The organism is Amycolatopsis sp. NPDC024027 (assembly GCF_040638975.1).
GTDB lineage: Bacteria > Actinomycetota > Actinomycetes > Mycobacteriales > Pseudonocardiaceae > Amycolatopsis.
In genome coordinates this window covers 35,251-48,184 of record NZ_JBEZYY010000008.1, presented here as the reverse complement: position 1 = coordinate 48,184, position 12,934 = coordinate 35,251, and the positions used below count along the sequence as shown (strand labels likewise).

At 71.3% G+C, this 12,934-nt stretch carries 13 protein-coding genes; 5 read left to right on the top strand and 8 right to left on the bottom strand.

Translation table 11 applies throughout. From position 1 onward, the window contains the following. Position 1: 1 nt before the first annotated feature. The gene (locus AB0F52_RS21115; RefSeq protein WP_360173361.1) at positions 2 to 610 is read right to left on the bottom strand and encodes an alpha/beta family hydrolase; all 609 of its coding nucleotides are present in this window, start codon (positions 608 to 610) and stop codon (positions 2 to 4) included. After that, on the bottom strand, positions 607 to 1,365 hold the full coding sequence (locus tag AB0F52_RS21110) for an SOS response-associated peptidase (protein ID WP_360173358.1): 759 nt from the start codon (positions 1,363 to 1,365) through the stop codon (positions 607 to 609). The genes AB0F52_RS21115 and AB0F52_RS21110 overlap by 4 nt, the downstream gene beginning before the upstream one ends. A 115-nt stretch (positions 1,366 to 1,480) precedes the next feature. Between AB0F52_RS21110 and rsgA the strand changes: the two genes are divergently transcribed. From rsgA to AB0F52_RS21095, 3 genes are all read left to right on the top strand, one after another. After that, positions 1,481 to 2,503: a ribosome small subunit-dependent GTPase A gene (rsgA, locus tag AB0F52_RS21105; protein ID WP_360173355.1), complete on the top strand. Its 1,023-nt coding sequence runs from the start codon at positions 1,481 to 1,483 to the stop codon at positions 2,501 to 2,503. 101 nt (positions 2,504 to 2,604) lie between these two features. Beyond that, positions 2,605 to 3,489, top strand: a complete 885-nt coding sequence (locus tag AB0F52_RS21100) for a hypothetical protein (RefSeq protein WP_360173352.1) — start codon at positions 2,605 to 2,607, stop codon at positions 3,487 to 3,489. A gap of 172 nt (positions 3,490 to 3,661) precedes the next feature. Continuing rightward, the gene (locus AB0F52_RS21095; RefSeq protein ID WP_360173349.1) at positions 3,662 to 4,414 is read left to right on the top strand and encodes a hypothetical protein; all 753 of its coding nucleotides are present in this window, start codon (positions 3,662 to 3,664) and stop codon (positions 4,412 to 4,414) included. A gap of 87 nt (positions 4,415 to 4,501) precedes the next feature. Here AB0F52_RS21095 and AB0F52_RS21090 read toward each other — a convergent pair whose 3' ends face one another. The 3 genes from AB0F52_RS21090 to AB0F52_RS21080 all read right to left on the bottom strand — a co-directional run bounded on the left by AB0F52_RS21090 (position 4,502) and on the right by AB0F52_RS21080 (position 6,705). Then, on the bottom strand, positions 4,502 to 4,627 hold the full coding sequence (locus tag AB0F52_RS21090; RefSeq protein WP_360173346.1) for a hypothetical protein: 126 nt from the start codon (positions 4,625 to 4,627) through the stop codon (positions 4,502 to 4,504). A 183-nt stretch (positions 4,628 to 4,810) separates the two neighbouring features. Then, positions 4,811 to 5,302, bottom strand: a complete 492-nt coding sequence (locus AB0F52_RS21085) for a hypothetical protein (RefSeq protein ID WP_360173343.1) — start codon at positions 5,300 to 5,302, stop codon at positions 4,811 to 4,813. After that, the gene (locus tag AB0F52_RS21080; RefSeq protein ID WP_360173340.1) at positions 5,299 to 6,705 is read right to left on the bottom strand and encodes a wax ester/triacylglycerol synthase family O-acyltransferase; all 1,407 of its coding nucleotides are present in this window, start codon (positions 6,703 to 6,705) and stop codon (positions 5,299 to 5,301) included. Before AB0F52_RS21080 ends, AB0F52_RS21085 begins: the two co-directional genes overlap by 4 nt. Before the next feature lie 34 nt (positions 6,706 to 6,739). On the opposite strand from AB0F52_RS21080, the gene AB0F52_RS21075 reads away from it, so the two are divergent. Then, entirely contained in the window at positions 6,740 to 7,501 is a 762-nt protein-coding gene (locus AB0F52_RS21075; RefSeq protein WP_360173337.1) for an RNA methyltransferase, read from the top strand. A gap of 3 nt (positions 7,502 to 7,504) precedes the next feature. Here AB0F52_RS21075 and AB0F52_RS21070 read toward each other — a convergent pair whose 3' ends face one another. Continuing rightward, positions 7,505 to 7,894: an HAD-IA family hydrolase gene (locus AB0F52_RS21070; RefSeq protein WP_360173334.1), complete on the bottom strand. Its 390-nt coding sequence runs from the start codon at positions 7,892 to 7,894 to the stop codon at positions 7,505 to 7,507. 170 nt (positions 7,895 to 8,064) lie between these two features. On the opposite strand from AB0F52_RS21070, the gene AB0F52_RS21065 reads away from it, so the two are divergent. After that, entirely contained in the window at positions 8,065 to 8,523 is a 459-nt protein-coding gene (locus tag AB0F52_RS21065) for an Rv3235 family protein (protein ID WP_360173331.1), read from the top strand. 206 nt (positions 8,524 to 8,729) lie between these two features. Here AB0F52_RS21065 and AB0F52_RS21060 read toward each other — a convergent pair whose 3' ends face one another. Together AB0F52_RS21060 and secA are read right to left on the bottom strand one after the other, a co-directional pair. After that, the gene (locus tag AB0F52_RS21060; RefSeq protein WP_360173328.1) at positions 8,730 to 9,941 is read right to left on the bottom strand and encodes a cytochrome P450; all 1,212 of its coding nucleotides are present in this window, start codon (positions 9,939 to 9,941) and stop codon (positions 8,730 to 8,732) included. Positions 9,942 to 10,007: 66 nt separating this feature from the next. Continuing rightward, positions 10,008 to 12,902 (bottom strand): preprotein translocase subunit SecA, encoded by a 2,895-nt coding sequence (secA, locus tag AB0F52_RS21055; RefSeq protein WP_360173325.1) that lies wholly within the window; start codon positions 12,900 to 12,902, stop codon positions 10,008 to 10,010. Between the last annotated feature and the right edge of the window lie 32 nt (positions 12,903 to 12,934).

Here is a 12,934-nt window from a genome sequence, read left to right as displayed (position 1 = left end):
GTCAGGCCAGCGGGCGCAGCACCCGCGACAGCCACTCGGTCGCCGCGCGCGAGATCGACTCCAGGTCCTTGCCCAGGTTGTGGTCGCCGTCGACCAGGACCAGCTCCTGGTGCGGTCCCGGCTTCGGGCGTCCGAAGGGGTCGCGCTCGCCCTGGATCACCAAGGTGGGGACCTCGACCGCGGCGAACTCCGGCTGGCGCGTCTTCTCCGGCCGGCCCGGCGGGTGTTCCGGGAACGCCAGGCAGAGCACCGCCACCGCCTGCCCGGCCGACGCCGTCCGGCAGGCCACCCGCGCGCCCGATGACCGGCCGCCGAACACGAACGGCAGGCCGTCGAAGCGCTCCGACAGCTCGTCCGCCACCGTCAGCCACGCCGTGTCCAGCTGGTTCGCCGGGGCCGGCGCGCGGCGGCCCGCCACCCGGTAGGGCTGTTCGACCAGCGCCACGTGCACGCCGGCCGCCCGCGCCGCGCGCGTCACCGCCACCAGGTCCTTCGCCTCGAGCCCGCCGCCCGCGCCGTGGCCGAGCATGAGCACCGCCACGCCCTCCTCGGCGCAGTGCAGGTACACCCGCGCCGGGCCGTGGGCGGTCTCGATCGGGATGGCCGTCATGACTTCGGCGCGTCGAACAGGGCGCCCTCTTGCGCCGGATCGACCCGTTCCAGCAGCTCGGGCCCGTTATTGCGGACGTTGTTCACCTTGCTCGAGATCGGCCGCAGCTCCAGCGACGCCACGATGTCGTCCGGCGTCGGCACCAGCAGGTCGGTGACGTCTTCGCGGTCCGGGTCCAGCCAGCCGTCCCAATGGGAGCGCGGCACGATCAGCGGCATCCGGTGGTGGACGTCGGTGAGCTGGCCGGCCGCATCGGTCGTGATGATCGAGAAGGTGATCAGGGGCGAGGCCTTGTCGTCGTCCTTCGGCCGCCAGCTCTCCCAGATCCCGCCGAACGCGATCGAGGAGCCGTCGGGCGCCGTCATGTAGAACGGCTCCTTCTCCTTGCCCGTGCGGCGCCACTCGAACCAGCCGTCGGCGGGCACCAGGCAGCGGCGCGACACCAGCGCGCGGCGGAAGGCCGGCTTCTCGGCGGCCGTCTCGGCGCGCGTGTTGATCATCCGCGAGCCGACCGACGGGTCCTTGGCCCAGAACGGCACCAGGCCCCACTTCATCATCCGCAGCGAGCGCTCGGCGGGCTCGTCTTCGAGGACCTGGCCGTCTTCGTCACGTGGGTGCCGCTGCACGACCGTGACCACGTTCTTCGTCGGCGCCACGTTGTGGTCGGCGCGCGCGTGGCCTTCGGTGAGGTCGATCGCGTCGAACTCCTCGATCAGCTTCGCCGGGTCCTTGGTGGCGGCATAGCGGCCGCACATCGCCAACCTCCTCCTGCCGCAGCGTCCGGGGTGCCATCGTTACACGCAGGCCAGGGCCGTGGCGAGCGGCGTGGGATCATTCGGGTGGGCACCGGCACACGAGAGGACGACGGGTTTGGCGCGCAACGACTGGAGCAAGCTGGACGAGTCCGACGTCCGGGTGCGTCCAGGCAAGGGCACCCGGCCCCGCAGCAAGCGCCGTCCCGAGCACGCCGACGCCGTCACGGCCATGGTCATCGGCAAGGACCGCGGCCGCTGGACCTGCGCGATCGACGCCGATCGGGCCCAGGTGATCACGGCCATGCGGGCCCGCGAAATGGGCCGGACCCCGGTGGTCGTCGGCGACCGGGTCGGCATCGTCGGGGACGTCTCCGGCAAACCGGACACCCTCGCGCGGATCATCCGCGTCGACGAGCGCACCAGCTCGCTCCTGCGCACGGCCGACGACACCGACCCGTACGAGCGGCTGGTCGTCGCGAACGCCGAGCGGCTGCTGATCGTCACCGCGCTGGCCGACCCGCCGCCGCGCACCGGCTTCATCGACCGCTGCCTCGTCGCCTGCTACGCGGGCGGCGTCGAGCCGGTCCTGTGCCTGACGAAGGCCGACCTGGCCAGCCCGGACGAGCTCCTGGCGGGTTACGCCGGCCTCGACATCCCGGTGATCGTCAGCCGGCACGACGAACAGCCCGAAGGCCTCGACGAGCTGCTGAAGGACCACCTGACGGCCCTGGTCGGCCACTCCGGTGTCGGCAAGTCGACCTTGGTCAACCGCCTGGTCCCGGACGCCGACCTGGCCGTCGGCGTGGTGAGCGGGGTCGGCAAGGGGCGCCACACGTCCGTCGCCGCGGTGGCGCTGCCGCTCCCCGGCGGCGGCTGGGTGATCGACACCCCCGGGGTGCGGTCCTTCGGGCTGGCCCACGTGACGGCGGACCACATCGTGGACGCCTTCGAGGAGTTCGCCGCGGCCGCCGAGGAGTGCCCGTCCGGCTGCGGGCACCTGGGCGCGCCCGAGGACCCGGGCTGCGCGCTCGACGACGTCGTCACCGAAGGGAAGGCGAGCCCGGAGCGGCTTGCGTCGCTGCGGCGCCTGCTGGCGTCACGTGGCGGCCACGATGTGACCCGCGCCACTGAGACGTGAGACAACCGGGAACCGATCGCCGATCGTCTCCGTCATATCGGTAACCAAACACCCGATCAGGCGATATGCCGAGCGGAAGATCCGACTCTGAGGGGAACTCAATGCGCAAGACCACTCTGGTCGCCGCGGGCGCCGCGCTGGTGCTCACGCTGACCGCGTGCAGCGGCAATTCCGCCACCGGCACCGCCGAACCGGCCGCCGCGGGCGGGCAGAGCCAGTCGGCGGGCCTCGCTTCGCCGTTCACCGACGCGATCCAGCTGGCGTCGGCGTCCAAGCAGAACACCGTGAAGTCGAAGTCGGCGAAGTTCACCATGGAGGGCTCCGCCGCCGGCCAGACGCTGAGCGCCACCGGCGCGATGGCGATGGACGAGACGGACACCCGGTTCTCGATGACGAGCACCGCCGCCGGGCAGACCACCGAGATGCGCCTGGTCGACAAGGTCATGTACATCAAGCTGCCCGCCGGCGAGCAGAAGCAGCTGGGTACGGACAAGGGGTGGGCCAAGATCTCGGCCGACGGCAACGACCCGTTCTCGCAGGCGCTGGGCGGCGCGCTGTCGCAGTCGGCGGAGCAGAGCGACCCGAGCAAGATGCTCGACCAGATCTCCAAGGCGGGCCGGATCATCTCGTCCGACCAGACCGAGCTGAACGGCGAGAAGGTCAACCACTACAAGGTGGAGCTCGACGTCGCCAAGGCCGTCGACCAGTTCACCGGCCAGGTCCCGGCCGCGGCGCGCGACAAGCTCACCGACATGCTCAAGGGCAAGGACGTCAAGCTTCCCGCCGAGCTGTGGCTGAACAAGGACAACCTGCCGGTGCAGGTGACCATGGACCAGGGCCCGATGATGCAGGCGCTGGGCGCGCCGGCCGGCGACGCGAAGTTCACGATGAAGTACAGCGACTGGGGCACCCAGGTCGACGTGACGGCGCCGCCCGCCGACCAGGTCGTCGACCTCGGCGAGCTGATGAAGAAGGCCGGTCGCTGACCGGACGACGCTGAGTACTGATCCGGCCGAAAGCAGGCCGGTCCGCGCGCGGCACGTGACCGCCGCGGCAAAGTCACCCGGCCGTGGCGGTGGCCGGATCAGTACCTACCGGCACAGTAGCGGCGGCTCCCCCGAACGAGATCGGGGGAGCCGCTGTGTTTTTGTTGGCGTCATGCGCAAAGCCGCCGTGGTGCTGCTGTTCACCCTGTTCGCCGGTGCGTGCACCGACCCGCCGCGACGTCCGGCGTTCGAAGACGCGCGAGCGCTGGCCGACGCCGCGACGGCGGCCACGACCAGCGGCGGCTCGGCGAAGTTCGGCACGGACGTCGCGGTCGGCTCGGTCCGGTCGAAGGGCCAGGGCCTGGCGCGGTTCGGCGCCGGCGGGACGGCCCAGGTGATGACGACGGACTTCCTCGGCGAGCCGGTGGAGCTGCGGCTGGTGGCCGGGAAGCTGTACGCGAAGGTGCCGGAAGGCTCGCGCGACGAGGTCGGCACCGGCAAGCCGTGGGTGGTGGTCGCGGCGGACGGCACGGACCCGTTTTCCCAGGTCCTCGGGGCCAGCCTGACGCAGCTGGCCGCGCAGAACGACCCGGCGCACACCCTCGGCGAAATCCGGACGGCGGGCACGATCGTCGCGGCCGAGCGCACGGACCTGGGCGGAGTGGCGGCGGAGCACTACCGCGTCGACCTGGAGCTCGCCCGGCTGGGCACCGACCTGCCGGCCGGATTGCCCGCGGACGCGGCGGGCCGGGTGGGCGGCAAGTTCCCGGTGGAGCTGTGGCTCGACGAGACGCACCGGCCGTTGCAGATCAGGCTGGACCTGTCCCCGATCCTGCCGGGCTCGGAAGCACGCATCACCACGCGCTATTCGGACTGGGGCACACCGGTGGACGTCCAGCCGCCGCCCGCGGGCGAGGTCGGCTAGTCAGGGTTGCGCGGCCAGGCCGTTTCACGCGGTCGGCCACGGCTCCGCACGGAAGGGTCCGCGGACTGACGACGCCCTCGTCCGCCCTCAGTGACGAGGGAGGTAATCCGTCGCGGTCATGATGCCGAAAACCAGGGCACCCAGGACGAGCACGATCATCGCGACGAGAACGAGCAGCACAGCGCAACCGCCGATGCCGTCCCGTTTGCGCATGCCGTCCTCATCAGCCGGGGAGGAGTTGTTCATTCACCGTGCGGTCCGGCCGGGCGGCTCCGACAAGCCCCAGCTCGTTGCGCCCCGCCCGCAAGCCCCCACAACATCCCCCGCCGAAGCCTTGGTGTGGCCGGCGCCGCACTCGCGCAGCAGCTCGACGAGGTAGAGGCAGAGGTAGGAGACTCAGAGCAGCTCCAGCAGGAACGGCAGCTCCTGCGGCGCGTACCAAGCCAGCTCGTGGTCCTCCGCGTCCCCCAAAGTGAACTCCGCGTCCGGATCCCCCAGGTCGGCCGCGTCGATCACCGCCGCCGCCGCGCTCACCGCCTCGGCCGCCTCCGGGGCGTCCACGTGGATCGCCGCCACCGCCGACAGCGGGATCGGGCCGCCGATCCGCACCACCGGTGCGTCCAGGTCCGGGCGCAGGGTCACCCCGGCGACGTCCGCCGACACCACCACCCGGCGTGGTTCGCCCTTCTCCTCCGCCGCGATCAGGCGCAACGAAGCCCGGGCCGCGTCCAGCAACGCCGCGTACTCCAGCTCCTCGTCCGACCCGCTCGAGTACGCCTCGCGCAACGCCGGCGTCAGCGCGAAGGCCGTTCCGCTGCGGGCGCGGAACTCCCCCGATGTCTCGAGGTCGCGAAGCATCGCGATGGTCGCAGGCAGATAAACCCTCACCAGTGCGCACCCTTCAGCTCTTCCAAGGACTCTTCGATCATCCCGGCGACCAGATCGACGTCGAACGCGGCCTTGCGGTCGCCGTTCAGTCCGAAGTAGACGCCGCCGTGGTAGGACGTCACCCCGATCGCCAGCGCCTGGGTGCGCATCAGCGGCATCACCGGGAACATCTCGACCAGTCTGGCCTCTCCCGCGTACATCGGCACCTGGGGGCCCGGTGAATTGGTCACCATGACGTTGAAGATGCGCCCGGACAGCGACCCCGCCGCTCGCGCGCCGAGCGAATGGAGCGTAGCCGGGGCGAAGCCACCGACCTTGAGGAGGCCGCGGGCCGCCACCGAACGGCCCGAATCGAGGTGCTCGGCCATCGCGTGCCCGATGTGCTGGAGCCGCAGGACCGGGTTCGGCTCGCCGACCGGCAGGTCCACCAGGTACGCCGCCACCTGGTTGCCGACCAGCCCCGGCGTCGAGTACGCCGGTGTCTCGGCGTCGCGGACCGCCAGCGGCACCAGCGCACGGACGGTCGTGTCCGGCGTGAGCTGGACCTCGCGCGAAAGCAGCCATTCGCGCAGCGCCCCCGTGATGGCCGCGAGGACGACGTCGTTGACCGTGCCGCCGTGCGCCGCGCGGATCTTGCGGAAGTCCTCCAGCCGCGTGCGGACCACGGCGAACACGCGACCGCCGGACACCCGGACGTTCAGCGGTCCCGGCGGCGCCGGGCTCACCAGGGTGCGCAGCGTCGACGCCACCCCGCCGACGGTCTCGGCGAACTTGCCCGCCGCCGCGAACGCGTCGTTCGCCGCCGACCGGACGTTCTCCACCACCTCGCCCGGCCGCTGGACGCCCTCGCTGATCGCGTCCAGCACCAGCTGGGTGCGGCTCGGCTCGCGGCGCGGCGTCCAGGTGTCCTCGAACGGCTCGGGCTCGGCCGGCTCCAGGTCGAGGATGAGCTGGCCGAGGTCGATCGTGCCGACACCGTCCACAACGGACTGGTGGGTCTTCGTCACCAGCGCCACCCGGTCGCCGGCCAGCCCCTCGATGAAGTACGCCTCCCAGAGCGGCCGCTCCGGCGCCAGCCGCCGCGACATCAGGCGGGCGACCAGGTCGAACAGCTGCTCGTCACTGCCCGGCTGGGGCAGCGCCGAGCGCCGGACGTGGTAGTTCAGGTCGAAGTCGGCGTCGTCCACCCACACCGGCCGCGCCAGGTGGCCCGGCACCTCGAGCACGCGCTGCCGGTACCGCGGCAGGTAGGCCAGCCGCCCGCCGATGAGGTCGACCAGCTGTGCGTAGCCGAACCCGGAGCGCGGCCGCTCGAAGATCGCCACGCCGCCGACGTGCATCGGGGTCGCGTGGTCCTCGAGGTAGAGGAACGAGGCGTCCAGCGCGGAAAGGCGGTCGGGCATGGGCCGATCCTTTCATGATGCGAGACTGCGGGGTGTGGGTGATGAGTCGACGATCTCGCCGAAGGACCGCTTCCTGACCGTGTACGGCCGGAAGCCGGTGCTCGAGGCACTGGCGGACGACGGCCTGCGCGTGGACAAGGTGATCCTCGCCGACACCGCCCGCGGGCCCGGCGCGGCGGAGATCCAGCGCGCGGCGAAGGAGGCCGGCGTGCCGGTGCAGCGCGCCAGTGCCCACCGGGTCAAGGTGCTCGCCGGCAACGGCAAGCAGGACCAGGGGGTGCTCGCCGACGTCCTCGCACCGCGGATGCGGGCGCTTTCCGCGGCGTTGGGCGACCGGCGGCCGCCGTCGCGGGTGCTGCTGCTGGACGGCATCACCACGCCCGCGAACGTCGGCATGATCCTGCGGACGGCGACCGCGGCCGGCTTGGACGGGGTGATCGTGCCCCGGCGCGGCGTCGCGGCACTGGACCCGCTGGTGGTCAAGGCGTCGGCGGGGGTGGCGTTCCGGGCGCCGGTGCTGCGCTGCGGCTCGGCGCGCGAGGCCGCGGAGATGCTGACCGAAGCGGGCTACGGGCTCTACGCGCTGGGTGCGTCGGCTCGCACGACGGTGTTCGACATCGACCTGCCGCAGCGCGCCGCGTTCGTCCTCGGCGGCGAGACGGCCGGAGTCGGCCCGGAGGTCGGCGAGCTCGTCACGGAGTGGGTGTCCATCCCGATGCCGGGTGACGTCGAGTCGCTGAACGTCTCGGCCGCCGCCGCGGTGCTGTCGTTCGAGCTGGTCCGCCGCGCGCGCTGACCCTCACCCGGCCGCGAACAGCACGGTGAGTTCGTCCAGCGTCTCGCTGACCGACCGGTGGTGCACCCCGACCATGCCCGCCTCGACGGCGCCGCGGACGTTCGTCGCCGAGTCGTCGACGAACGCGCAGCGCGCGGCGGGCAGCCCGAGCCGCTCGGCCGCGATCAGGTAGACCGCCGGGTCCGGTTTGGCCACGCCGACCTCGCCGGAAAACACCAGGGCGTCGAAGAAGCCGGACATCGTGTTCTTGACCTCGTCCGAGGCCCGGGGCGCGTTGGACAGCAGCGCGGTGCGGACGCCGCGCTCGCGCGCGGACGCCAGGTAGTCGTAGAACCGGCCGGCGTCGGGATCGGTGAGAACGCCGGCGAAATCGACCAACAACCCTTTCAGCATCCGGCACACCATAGCCGGGGCGGGGACGCGGTGTCTCGCCGAGCGGGGGTTTACCGCAATGGCCGGCGGGAATCCACGGCTTCGGCGGTTTCCGCCCGGATCGTGCGATTCCGGTGTCTTTTCGGACCTGTTCCCCCTCTAAGCGAATGCCGAGCCAGGGAGGGAAGGAAATGATCGAGGAACACCGGTTGCGAACGCTGGTCCACTGCGAGGTGCCTCGCCGGGCGGACCGTCCGGAAGAGGGGACACCGAGCGTGCACCACCGCGGCGACGCGCGGTACCCGGCGCCGAGGCAGCTCGACGCGGGCGAGGTGGGCCACCTGCTGAACATGCTGCTGGAGGCCTACGACGGCCGCCGCCCGGCGGCGCAGGTCCGCGCCTTGGTGGCGCCGGAGGTGTACGCGGGGTTCATCGGGCCACGCCGGACGCGGCCACGGCACCGGACGCAGACGATCCACACGTGCACGCCGGCGCCGGAGGTGGTCGAGGCGTGCGCCCGCGTGGAGGCGGACGGCCGCTCGTTCGCACTGGCGGCCCGCTTCACCCGCACCCCGACCGGCTGGCGGTGCGTGCGGTTCGCGCTGTTGAAACCGCAGCAGCCGGCCAACCCGATCCGGCGGGCGGCGTGAGGCGGGGAGGCAGCGGCCGTTCACCGCCGACGGCCTCGACAACGGCGGCCCGGGCAGGTTCCGGCAAAGTCGTGTCGGTTCGGGTCCCGGCGGGCTCCTCGAAGGTCGCGAATGACTCATTCGGGACCTCGGAGGTCCCGAATGAGTCATTCGCGACACCGCGGGCCACCCGCCGCCGGCCGGATCGGCGCGGGTTCGCGCTCGAACTAACCGCCGCTCGACACGGGGAGGGTCGACAAACCGCGCAAGGTCGCCGTCGGGTTCCACTCCGGGGTGCCCGCCAATGTCAGGCCCGGGCGGTGTCGGGCCAGTTCGCGGAATGCGATGCGGGCCTCCAACCTCGCCAACGGCGCTCCCAAGCAGAAGTGGATGCCCTGGCCGAACGCCAACTGGCGGCCCGGCTCCCGCGCCGGGTCGAAGGATTCCGGGGAGGGGCCGGTTGCCGGGTCGCGGTTGGCCGCGCCCAGCACCATGATCAGCTGGCTGCCCGCCGGTACCGCCAGCTCGCCCAGCTCCGTGTCGCGCAGGGCCGTGCGGGCCGTCAGCTGGACCGGCGAGTCGTAGCGCAGCACCTCCTCCACCACCCGCGCCGCGTTCTCGCCGTCCGTGCCCAGCGGTTTCAGGCCGTCCGGGCCGCGCAGCAGCGCCAGGACGCCGTTGCCGATCAGGTTCGTCGTCGTCTCGTGACCGGCGATCAGCAGGAGCGTGAGCGTCACCAGCAGCTCGCCCTCGGTGAGCACGTCGCCCGCGTCGGACACCGCCACCAGTGCCGAAAGCAGGTCGTCCCCCGGCTCGCGCCGCCGCTCGGCCGCCAGCGAACGGAAGTAGCCCACGAACGCCTGGCGGGCCTTGACCGCCGGTTCGAACGTCTCCGGGCGCTGCAGGAACGGCGGGTCCAGCGCCCGCGCCATCGCGTGCGACCACTCCGCGAACCGCTCGCGATCGTCCAGCGGTACGCCGAGGAGTTCCGCGATCACCTCGACCGGCAACGGCTTCGCGAGCGCCGTCATCACGTCGAACTCCGCCGGCGCGCGGGCGACGAGGGCGGCCGCGATCTCCTCGATGCGCGGCGTGAGCTGCTCGACCATCCGCGGCGTGAACGCCTTCGCCACCAGCCGCCGCAGGCGCGTGTGGTCCGGCGGGTTCAGCGAGAGGAACGCCCGGACCACGCGTCCTGATTCGTCGACCGGCTGGTCCGGGAGGCGGTCCGCCGGATCCAGGTACTCGGGTTCGGGGTGCCCGAACGCCGGGTCGCGCAGCACCTGCGTCGCCTCGGCGAGGCCGCTCACCACGAACATCCGCTCGTTCAGGGCCGCGACCGGCCACCGTTCGCGCCACCGCCGGTACGCCGGGTACGGGTCCGGCCGCCGTTCGGCCGCGAACAACGCGAAGAACTCCTGCGGATCCGCCGGCGTCACCAAGCCCCTCCCCCGTTCATGACACCGGGGCGCGCGGACCAGCCGCGCGCCCCGGTCACACCCGTGTCAGCGACGCGGGCCCTTCTTGCCCTTCTTGGCGGCGTCACGCTGGGCGGCGCGACGATCCCGGCGGGTACCGCCGGCGCCACCGCCCGCCGCCTGCGCCTCGCCCTCGGCGTGGGACTCGACCTCGCCGTCCTCGCCCGGCCCGGACAGCGTCATGCCCGGCTGCTGGCCACCGCCACCGAGGCCCTTGCCGCGCAGGGCGGCCGGGACGGACTCGGTGTCGGTCGTCGGCGGCTGCGGCGGCGCCGGACGCGCGTGCCGGCCCTCCGAGGACGCGACCGCCTGGCCGTTGCCGGTGGGGACGCCCGTCGGCACCGCCGCGGCTTCCTCGGCCGGCGGGGCCTCGGCGCGCTCGACCTGCAGGTTGAACAGGAAGCCGACGGCCTCCTCCTTCAGCGAGTCGAGCATCGCGCGGAACATGTCGAAGCCCTCGCGCTGGTACTCGATCAGCGGGTCGCGCTGCGCCAGCGCCCGCATGCCGATGCCCTGCTTGAGGTAGTCCATCTCGTACAGGTGCTCGCGCCACTTGCGGTCGAGGACCGTCAGCATCACCTGGTGCTCCAGGGTCCGCATGCCCTCCGGGCCGACGAGCGCGTTGATTTCCGCTTCGCGCTTGTCGTAGGCGTTGCGAGCGTCCTGGACCAGCGCCTCGCGCAGGCTGCTCTCGTCGAGGTCGCCGTCCTCCATGAGGTCGTCCCACTCGATGCTCACCGGGTACAGCGTCTTCAGCGCCGTCCACAGCTTCTCGTGGTCCCAGTCCTCGGCGTAGCCGCTGGCCGTCGCACCGTCCACATAGGCGTTGACGACGTCGACGAGCATGCCCTCGATCTGGTCGCGCAGGTTCTCGCCGGCCAGGACGCGGTGGCGCTCGGCGTAGATCACCTTGCGCTGCTCGTTCATGACCTCGTCGTACTTGAGGACGTCCTTGCGCTGCTCCATGTTGATCTGCTCGACCTGGGTCTGCGCGCTCTTGATGGCCTTGGAGACCATCTTGTGCTCGATCGGCACGTCGTCGGGCAGGCGCATGGTCGTCATGACGCGCTCGACCATCGTCGCGTTGAAGCGGCGCATGAGCTCGTCACCGAGCGACAGGTAGAAGCGGGACTCGCCCGGGTCGCCCTGCCGGCCGGACCGGCCGCGGAGCTGGTTGTCGATGCGGCGCGACTCGTGCCGCTCGGTGCCCAGCACGTACAGCCCGCCCGCCTCGCGGACCTCCTCGGCCTCGGCCTTGGACTCGGCCTTGACCTGCTCCAGGACCTCCGGCCAGGCGGCCTCGTACTCCTCGGAGTGCTCGACCGGGTCGAGGCCGCGCTCCCGCAGCACCTGGTCGGCGATGAGGTCGGGGTTGCCGCCCAGCACGATGTCGGTACCACGGCCGGCCATGTTCGTGGCGACCGTGACGGCGCCCTTCTGGCCGGCGCGCGCGACGATCAGCGCCTCCCGGTCGTGGTGCTTCGCGTTCAGTACCTCGTGCGGGACGCTCAGCTTGACCAGCAGCTTCGACAGCCGCTCCGACTTCTCGACGCTCGTGGTGCCGACCAGCACCGGCTGGCCCTTCTCGAACCGCTCGGCGATGTCCTCGGCGACGGCCTCGTACTTCGCTTCCTCGGTCTTGTAGATCAGGTCCGCCTGGTCGACGCGGACCATCGGGCGGTTCGTCGGGATCGGCACCACACCCAGCTTGTAGGTCTGGTGGAACTCGGCGGCCTCGGTCTCGGCCGTACCGGTCATCCCGGCCAGCTTGCCGTAGAGGCGGAAGTAGTTCTGCAGCGTGATCGTGGCGAGGGTCTGGTTCTCGGCCTTGATCTCGACCTTTTCCTTGGCCTCGATCGCCTGGTGCATGCCCTCGTTGTAGCGGCGGCCGTGCAGGACGCGGCCGGTGAACTCGTCCACGATCATGACTTCGCCGTTGCGGACGATGTAGTCCTTGTCGCGGTGGAAGAGCTCCTGGACCTTGAGCGCGTTGTTCAGGTACCCGACCAGCGGGGTGTTGGCGGCCTCGTACAGGTTGTCGATGCCGAGCTGGTCCTCGACGAACCGGACGCCCTTCTCGGTGACGGCCACCGTGCGCTTCCGGACGTCGATCTCGTAGTGGTACTTCGAGTTGATCAGGTTCGTCTTCTCGACCCGCTCACGCGACCCCATCGTGGTGGTGTCGATGCCGTTCATCAGCGGGACGAGCCGCGCGAACTCGACGTACCAGCGCGACGACTGGTCCGCCGGGCCCGAGATGATCAGCGGCGTCCGGGCCTCGTCGATCAGGATCGAGTCCACCTCGTCGACGATGGCGTAGTAGTGGCCGCGCTGGACGCAGTCGTCCAGGCTCCACGCCATGTTGTCGCGCAGGTAGTCGAAGCCGAACTCGTTGTTCGTGCCGTAGGTGATGTCGGCGTTGTACTGGGCACGCCGGACGTCCGGCTGCTGCTCCGAGAGGATGACGCCGACCTCGAGGCCGAGGAAGCGGTGGATGCGGCCCATCCACTCCGAGTCGCGCTTGGCCAGGTAGTCGTTCGTCGTGACGACGTGGACGCCCTTGCCGGGGATGGCGTTGAGGTAGGCGGGGAGGACGCAGGTGAGCGTCTTGCCCTCGCCGGTCTTCATTTCGGCGACCTGGCCGAGGTGCAGCGCCGCGCCGCCCATCAGCTGGACGTCGAAGTGACGCTGGCCCAGCACCCGCTTGGCCGCTTCCCGGACGACCGCGAAGGCCTCCGGGAGCAGGTCGTCGAGGGATTCGCCGTCGCCGTTCCGCTTGCGGAACTCCTCGGTCTTGGCCCGCAGCTCGGCGTCGGTCAAGTCCTTGACGTCGTCTTCGAGGGTGTTGATGTGATCGGCGATGTTGCGCAGCCGCTTCACCATCTTGCCCTCACCCGCGCGGAGCAGGCGGTTCAGCACCATCCGGTCGACCTCACTAGCTGAATATGAGCACG